The sequence below is a fragment of the Synechocystis sp. LEGE 06083 genome, assembly GCF_015207725.1.
Lineage (GTDB): Bacteria > Cyanobacteriota > Cyanobacteriia > Cyanobacteriales > Microcystaceae > Synechocystis > Synechocystis salina.
This window is the reverse complement of sequence record NZ_JADEWJ010000214.1, coordinates 1-6965: the sequence shown is the minus strand read 5'-3', so window position 1 is coordinate 6965 and position 6965 is coordinate 1. Positions and strand designations below refer to the sequence as shown.

Annotated in this window: 7 protein-coding genes; all 7 read right to left on the bottom strand. The window is 48.8% G+C overall.

The window, feature by feature from the left end:
• Positions 1–101: 101 nt before the first annotated feature.
• A complete protein-coding gene (locus IQ219_RS14790) occupies positions 102–1127 on the bottom strand; it encodes an AAA family ATPase (RefSeq protein WP_194073108.1) in 1026 nt (341 codons plus the stop codon).
• An 83-nt stretch (positions 1128–1210) separates the two neighbouring features.
• A complete protein-coding gene (gene rpsJ / locus IQ219_RS14785; protein WP_190595990.1) occupies positions 1211–1528 on the bottom strand; it encodes a 30S ribosomal protein S10 in 318 nt (105 codons plus the stop codon).
• Positions 1529–1666: 138 nt separating this feature from the next.
• Positions 1667–2866, bottom strand: coding sequence for an elongation factor Tu (gene tuf, locus IQ219_RS14780; protein WP_010872941.1), 1200 nt, complete (start codon positions 2864–2866; stop codon positions 1667–1669).
• 59 nt (positions 2867–2925) lie between these two features.
• Complete coding sequence (gene fusA, locus IQ219_RS14775; RefSeq protein WP_190595989.1) at positions 2926–5001, bottom strand: elongation factor G; 2076 nt, start codon at positions 4999–5001, stop codon at positions 2926–2928.
• 200 nt (positions 5002–5201) lie between these two features.
• Positions 5202–5672, bottom strand: a complete 471-nt coding sequence (rpsG, locus tag IQ219_RS14770) for a 30S ribosomal protein S7 (protein WP_190595987.1) — start codon at positions 5670–5672, stop codon at positions 5202–5204.
• 151 nt (positions 5673–5823) lie between these two features.
• Entirely contained in the window at positions 5824–6204 is a 381-nt protein-coding gene (gene rpsL, locus IQ219_RS14765; RefSeq protein ID WP_010872944.1) for a 30S ribosomal protein S12, read from the bottom strand.
• 96 nt (positions 6205–6300) lie between these two features.
• Positions 6301–6965 (bottom strand): TIGR04282 family arsenosugar biosynthesis glycosyltransferase (locus tag IQ219_RS14760; RefSeq protein ID WP_368667613.1); only part of this gene is annotated, 665 nt, incomplete at its 5' end.

The window sequence follows — 6965 nt, the reverse complement described above, 5'->3', positions numbered from 1 at the left end:
CTCGTCTTCAGCTTCTTTCTTCCATTTTTCACTACCCGTTCACTTTCACAATAGATACAGTTCATTTTTTTCAACCTTATACTGCGTAACAATTCTAGCTCTCACTCCCTAAGCAGACAATGCCCAATTCCATCACTGTTGTCATCTAAAGTGCTAGCAAGTTCGGCTAAGCTTTTCCAGCAATCGTTACTGTGGGTAGTGGCAAAAACCTGAACATTAAGATCATTAGCTGTTTGCCAAATCATTTTCCACATATCATCCATTGCAGTGTAATGGAGTCCAGTATCAATTTCATCAACTAATAAAATACCGTCTTTGACGTTGACAATTGATAAGGCTAAACCCAACATCCGCCAAATACCATCACCCATACTACCAATTGGAACAGGACGATTACAGTCATACAATTTTACCCGAAAACTAGCATTTCCTTTGCGATTAGTTGGAGCAACTCTTTCAATACTTGAGTCTATCGACTGTAAAGCTTGATATACCAAATATTCTTTTTCAGTTAATTCGACATTTTCAAAAAGATCTATCATGTCAGAGATGACAAGAGACTGAGGAGGTACTAGTCTAGTTATTTTGCCAGAATTGACGCCTTTTTTTGAATATTTTTTAATAAATTTTATATCCTGACCGTACAAAAGAAACGAAGGATTCTTATCGACTTTTTCGTTAATTCTTATTTCGGGAACCACTTCATAATACATTTGGCCCAACTCTGACTTATAACCAAGCTTCACTAATGCTCTTAGCCCACACTTTTCTAGTTCATTCCTATTATTAAAATGCTCTTGTATGCTAGTCAGTTCGAAAAATGAATCATCCTCAGGATCTCTACCAAAGAAAAAATTACTAAACTCAACTGCATCAGAATCTTTGAAATCATAATCATATTCATGGCGGACTACTGCTATTTCAGCAAAATCCGAGAGATATCCCCCAGAATAGAGGAGTTTAATTGATTCTAAAATCGAGCTTTTTCCACTATTGTTTTTTCCCACTAATAAATTAACTCGCCCTAAATTAGATAACTCAAAATGGGGAAAGCAGCGAAAATTTTCAATAACTAGTGACTTCAACATAATTGTTCGACTTTTAATACTTTTATCTTCTTCTACCACATGGATCCACCCAATTTTACCAATAAAAAATCCTCGCTATCAGTTTAACGAGGATGTTGAAAATTTAAATATTCAATTTCAATTTAGAGCTTGACTTCAATATCAACCCCAGCGGGGAGATCCAACTTCATGAGAGCGTCAATGGTTTTGGAAGAAGGCTGATAAATGTCGATGATACGGCGGTGGGTGCGGGTTTCGAAATGCTCCCGGGAATCTTTATCCACGTGGGGAGAGCGCAACACACAATAAACCTTCCGTTTGGTGGGCAAAGGAATGGGCCCCACAGCAGCGGCATTAGTACGATTAGCGGTATCAACAATCTTGTCGCAGGATGTATCGAGAAGGCGACGGTCAAAGGCTTTGAGGCGGATACGGATCTTTTGTTGTTGCAATGTTGCCATGGAAATTTAACTCAGAATTAGCGGACTGTTTAATTGTCAAGGTTCAGAAAGTTGAGTAGTCAGCGGGGCTGGCCCAGTCAGAAAAAACTTACCGTAACCAACCCAACACCAACTACATCATTAATGTTGTTCTAAGGACTACTTCAAAATCTTAGAAACAACACCGGCACCGATGGTACGACCACCTTCACGGATAGCAAAACGCATCCCTTGTTCAATGGCGATGGGATTGATCAGCTCAACGGTCATTTTGATACGATCGCCAGGCATAACCATTTCCACAGCACTACCATCATCAGCGGTGTAGCTCTTGATGGTACCAGTTACGTCCGTTGTCCGCACATAGAACTGGGGGCGGTAGTTGGCAAAGAAAGGAGTATGGCGACCGCCTTCTTCTTTCTTGAGCACATAGACTTCCCCTTCAAATTCGGTGTGGGGAGTGATGGAACCGGGCTTGGCCAAAACCATACCCCGTTCGATATCTTCTTTTTGAATACCCCGGAGAAGCAGACCGACGTTGTCCCCAGCCATCCCTTCTTCAAGGGTTTTCTGGAACATTTCCACACCGGTAACGGTGGCTTTACGAGTATCTTTAATGCCGACGATGGAAATTTCTTCGCCAACTTTAACTTTACCCCGTTCAATCCGACCAGTGGCAACGGTACCACGACCAGTGATGGAGAATACGTCTTCTACAGCCATCAAGAAAGGCTTGTCCACTTCGCGCTCAGGGGTGTCGATGTAATCATCCACAGCTTTCATCAGCTCAAGGATTGCATCTTTGTATTCTTTTTCGCCTTCGATCGCCTTAAGGGCAGAGCCAGCCACGATGGGAATGTCATCGCCGGGGAAATCGTAGTCGCTGAGCAACTCACGAACTTCCAATTCCACCAGTTCTAACAGTTCTTCGTCGTCCACCATGTCTTTCTTGTTCAAAAAGACCACTAGTTTGGGAACCCCTACCTGCTTGGCCAAGAGAATGTGCTCCCGGGTTTGGGGCATGGGGCCATCAGCGGCGGAAACCACCAGAATCGCACCGTCCATCTGGGCGGCACCGGTGATCATGTTTTTCACATAGTCAGCGTGACCAGGACAGTCCACGTGGGCATAGTGACGGCTATCGGTTTCATACTCAACGTGGGCGGTATTGATGGTAATACCCCGGGCTTTTTCCTCAGGAGCCGCATCAATATCTTCATATTTCCGGGCTTTGGCACCACCCAATTCCGCCAAGGTCATGGTGATCGCCGCCGTTAGGGTGGTTTTACCGTGGTCAACGTGACCAATGGTGCCAATGTTTACGTGGTCTTTCGTCCGTTCAAATTTTGCGCGTGCCATGAATAAATAATTCCTTTGATTGTTTCTACACAGATTGCAGTCCTAGGAGAACCGCCGGGTTAGGCATACCCTCTGCTTTTGGCGACGATCGCCTCGGCAACATTACGGGGTACTTCTGCATAATGGCTAAATTCCATCGAAAAAATACCCCGGCCTTGGGTTTTTGACCGGATATCGGTCGCATAACCAAACATTTCCGCTAATGGGACACTAGCGGCCACTTTGGCTATGCCCTGCTCCGTTTCCTGGCCCTCAATGTGGCCCCGACGGGCATTGAGGTCACCGATCACGTTGCCCATGAAGTCATCAGGAACTTCAATCTCGACTTTCATGACCGGCTCCAGGAGCACAGGGTCAGCCTGGTTAACAGCCTCCCGGATTGCCATGGAACCAGCAATCTTGAAGGCCATCTCCGATGAGTCCACATCATGGAAAGACCCATCCACCAAGGTGGCTTTGAGGTCAATGACCGGGTAGCCCGCCAACACCCCCGAAGCACAGGCTTCCTTCATCCCCTGTTCTGACGGGGCAATGTATTCCTTCGGAATGATGCCACCGACGATCTTAGAGACAAATTCAAAGCCCGTCCCAGGCTCGGTGGGCTCCACCTCAATGACCACATGGCCATATTGGCCTTTGCCCCCACTCTGGCGAATGAATTTACCTTCAGCCTGCACCGCCTTACGAATGGTTTCCCGATAAGCTACCTGGGGAGCCCCCACATTGGCCTCCACCTTAAATTCCCGCAGCATTCGGTCCACCAGAATTTCTAAATGCAATTCTCCCATGCCGGCGATCACCGTTTGATTGGTTTCTGGATCGACGCTGACCCGGAAGGTGGGATCCTCTTCAGATAGGGACTGCAAAGCCTTGGAAAGCTTGTCCATATCCTGTTTGGTTTTTGGTTCCACCGCCACGGAAATGACCGGCTGGGGAATAAACAGGGACTCTAAAATAATTGGTTCTTGGTCATCACAAAGGGTGTCTCCGGTGAGAGTATCCTTGAGCCCCAGCACTGCCCCCAGATCGCCGGCGTTAAGCTGATCTACCTCGATGCGCTCATCGGCTTTGAGAATAATTAGGCGAGAAATGCGCTCTTTCTTCTCTTTGGTGGAATTGAGCACGTAACTGCCCTTGGACAACACACCGGAATAAACCCGCACAAAGGTAAGCCGACCAAACTGATCTGCCATTACCTTAAAAGCCAAGGCCGACAGGGGAGCTTCATCGTCCGCTGGTCTAGCAGCCACTTCCCCATCGGGTAAATGTCCCTCGATCGCCGGTACTTCCAGGGGGGAGGGGAGATAATCCACCACGGCATCGAGTAAAAGCTGGACCCCTTTATTTTTAAACGCGGAGCCGCAGAGCACTGGTACCATGGTGCCGGCAATGGTGCCCCGCCGTAGACCAGCCACCAATTCATCGGCGGTCAACTCTTCCCCTTCTAAATACTTTTCCATCAGGGCATCATCTGCTTCTGCCACCGATTCCACCAAGCGCAAGCGATATTCTTCTGCTTTATCTTGCACTGCAGCAGGGATGGGAACTTCTTGGATGTCCGTGCCCAAATCGTTTTTGTACAAGTAGGCCTTCATCCGCACCAAATCCACGATGCCTTCAAACTCCGCTTCACTACCAATGGGAATTTGAATGGGCACTGCATTAGCCCGCAGGCGATCGCTAATTTGTTGACAGACCCGGAAAAAATTAGCCCCGGTGCGGTCCATTTTATTGATAAAGGCAATGCGGGGCACATGGTACCGTTCCGCCTGACGCCACACCGTTTCCGATTGGGGTTGCACTCCCCCCACGGAACAAAATACAGCAATTACTCCGTCCAGTACTCGCATGGAGCGTTCCACCTCAATGGTGAAATCCACGTGCCCTGGAGTGTCGATGATATTAATGTGGTGCCCCAACCAATCGGTACTAATAGCTGCGGCTGTGATGGTGATGCCCCTTTCCCTCTCCTGGGCCATCCAGTCCGTCACCGCCGTACCTTCATGAACCTCACCGATTTTGTGGACCACGCCAGAGTAGAACAGAATCCGTTCCGTCGTGGTGGTCTTACCCGCATCAATGTGGGCGGCGATACCAATGTTACGTATTCGTTCTAGGGGCACTGTGCGAGCCATGAAGTTTACTCCTAACCGGGGGTTCGACCACAAACAAGCTCTCTCTTCCCCAAGGGGAAATGGGAGGCCATTAACAATTCTATACGTTTTCCCCGACCTTTCTAGACTTGCAACTAAATCTGGGGGGAAATTTTACTGGAAACTAGCCCAGGGAGGTGTGGGGGCAACTCAACCCCAAACCTGTGGTGATGATGTTTTGCCTAGTAGCGGTAATGGGCAAAGGCTTTGTTGGCCTCGGCCATGCGGTGGGTTTCTTCCCGCTTTTTGATGGCGGCGCCGGTTTCATTGGCGGCATCCATAATTTCGTTAGCCAATTTGCTTTCCATGGTGCGGCCACCCCGAGCACGGGAAAAATGCACTAACCAGCGCAAGGCCAGAGCAGTCCCCCGGGCGGGGCGAACTTCCATGGGCACTTGGTAGGTGGCACCCCCAACCCGACGGGCTTTAACTTCCACCAGGGGAGTCAGGTTTTTGATCGCCTTTTCAAATACCTCCAAGGGATCTTCGCCGGTTTTTTCACCAACGGAGGTCAAGGCATTGTAAACAATGCTAGAAGCCAAGGATTTTTTACCGGAGCGCATTACCCGACGGATGGTCATGCTCAGCAGAGTGCTGTTGTAAACGGGATCCGGGGGGACAGGGCGCTTTTTGACGTTGCCGCGACGAGACATAACTTTTTACTCTTTTTGCTCTAGATAATCATTAAAGGTTGTGGTCACTGCCAAACTTCTCAGGCTAGGCCGCCGGAAGTAAGGGAGAGTTGTAAAACTGGCTACACCTTCACCAGACAAGGGAAGTTAGCCTAGTGGAAAGTTGAGAAAGTTATTTCTTCGCTTTTTCCCGTTTGGTGCCGTATTTGGAGCGACCCTGTTTCCGGTCTTTAACTCCGGTGGCATCCAGCGTCCCCCGCACAATATGGTAGCGAACCCCAGGCAGGTCTTTCACCCGACCGCCCCGGATCAGGACGACGGAGTGCTCCTGCAGGTTATGGCCAATGCCGGGGATGTAGGCCGTCACCTCAAACCCAGAGGTAAGACGTACCCTGGCCACTTTCCGCAGGGCGGAGTTGGGCTTTTTTGGGGTGGTGGTGTAAACCCTGGTGCAGACTCCCCGCCGTTGGGGGCATTGCTTGAGGGCAGGGGATTTAGTTTTCTTCTGTACCTTCGAGCGTTCGCTACGAATTAGCTGCTGGATAGTTGGCATGTGTTAAATATAGTGGGAATTAGGATCGTTCTCCTAATAAATAAGAAAATCATCGACAAATTTTCATCATACCGTTGCCCATTTAGCACTGTCAACCTAAGTTGGGGCTGTGTTGGTGAAAGCAGTGGGCAGATATTGTAAGTCCGTGGGGTGGTCTATGTCCGGTAGGGCAGGCAGATTGTAAGGGCGATCGCCGTTTTGGACAATTTTGGCTAGGGTCTGTTGATAAACTCTCTCGGTGCCCCAGTCGATTTGCTCAAAATAGGCAGGGTTGAACCTAGTCAAGCCAATTAGATAATAACCGCCATCCAGGGCCGGTCCCAACACCACCGAGCAATTATCCAAGGCGGTGAACGCAGTTTGGAGCAATTCTGGAGTCACACCGGGGCAATCAATGCCGATAATCACCACTTTTTGACTGCCTTGGCCAAGGGCCCACTGACAGGATTTTTGCAGGCGATCGCCTAAATCCCCGGAGCTTTGGGATTGGTAAGTTAAATCATTCCCTAACCATTGCTTCATCTGGTGCTCAGGGCCGCCAGTGTAAAAAATGGTCACCTGGGATTTGATTAAGGTTTGCTGGCGGAAAATATTAGCGATGTGAACTGTATGTTCCGTCAGTTGTTGCTGTAACTGAGCCGCTCCCCCAGGGCCGAGGGCGGGAATGAGGCGAGTTTTAGTTTTTCCCGGTTCTGGCCAACGGGTAAAGATGAGTAAATGTTGTTCAGCCATGGAAAGTTTGGGGGGCGCAGATAAATAAC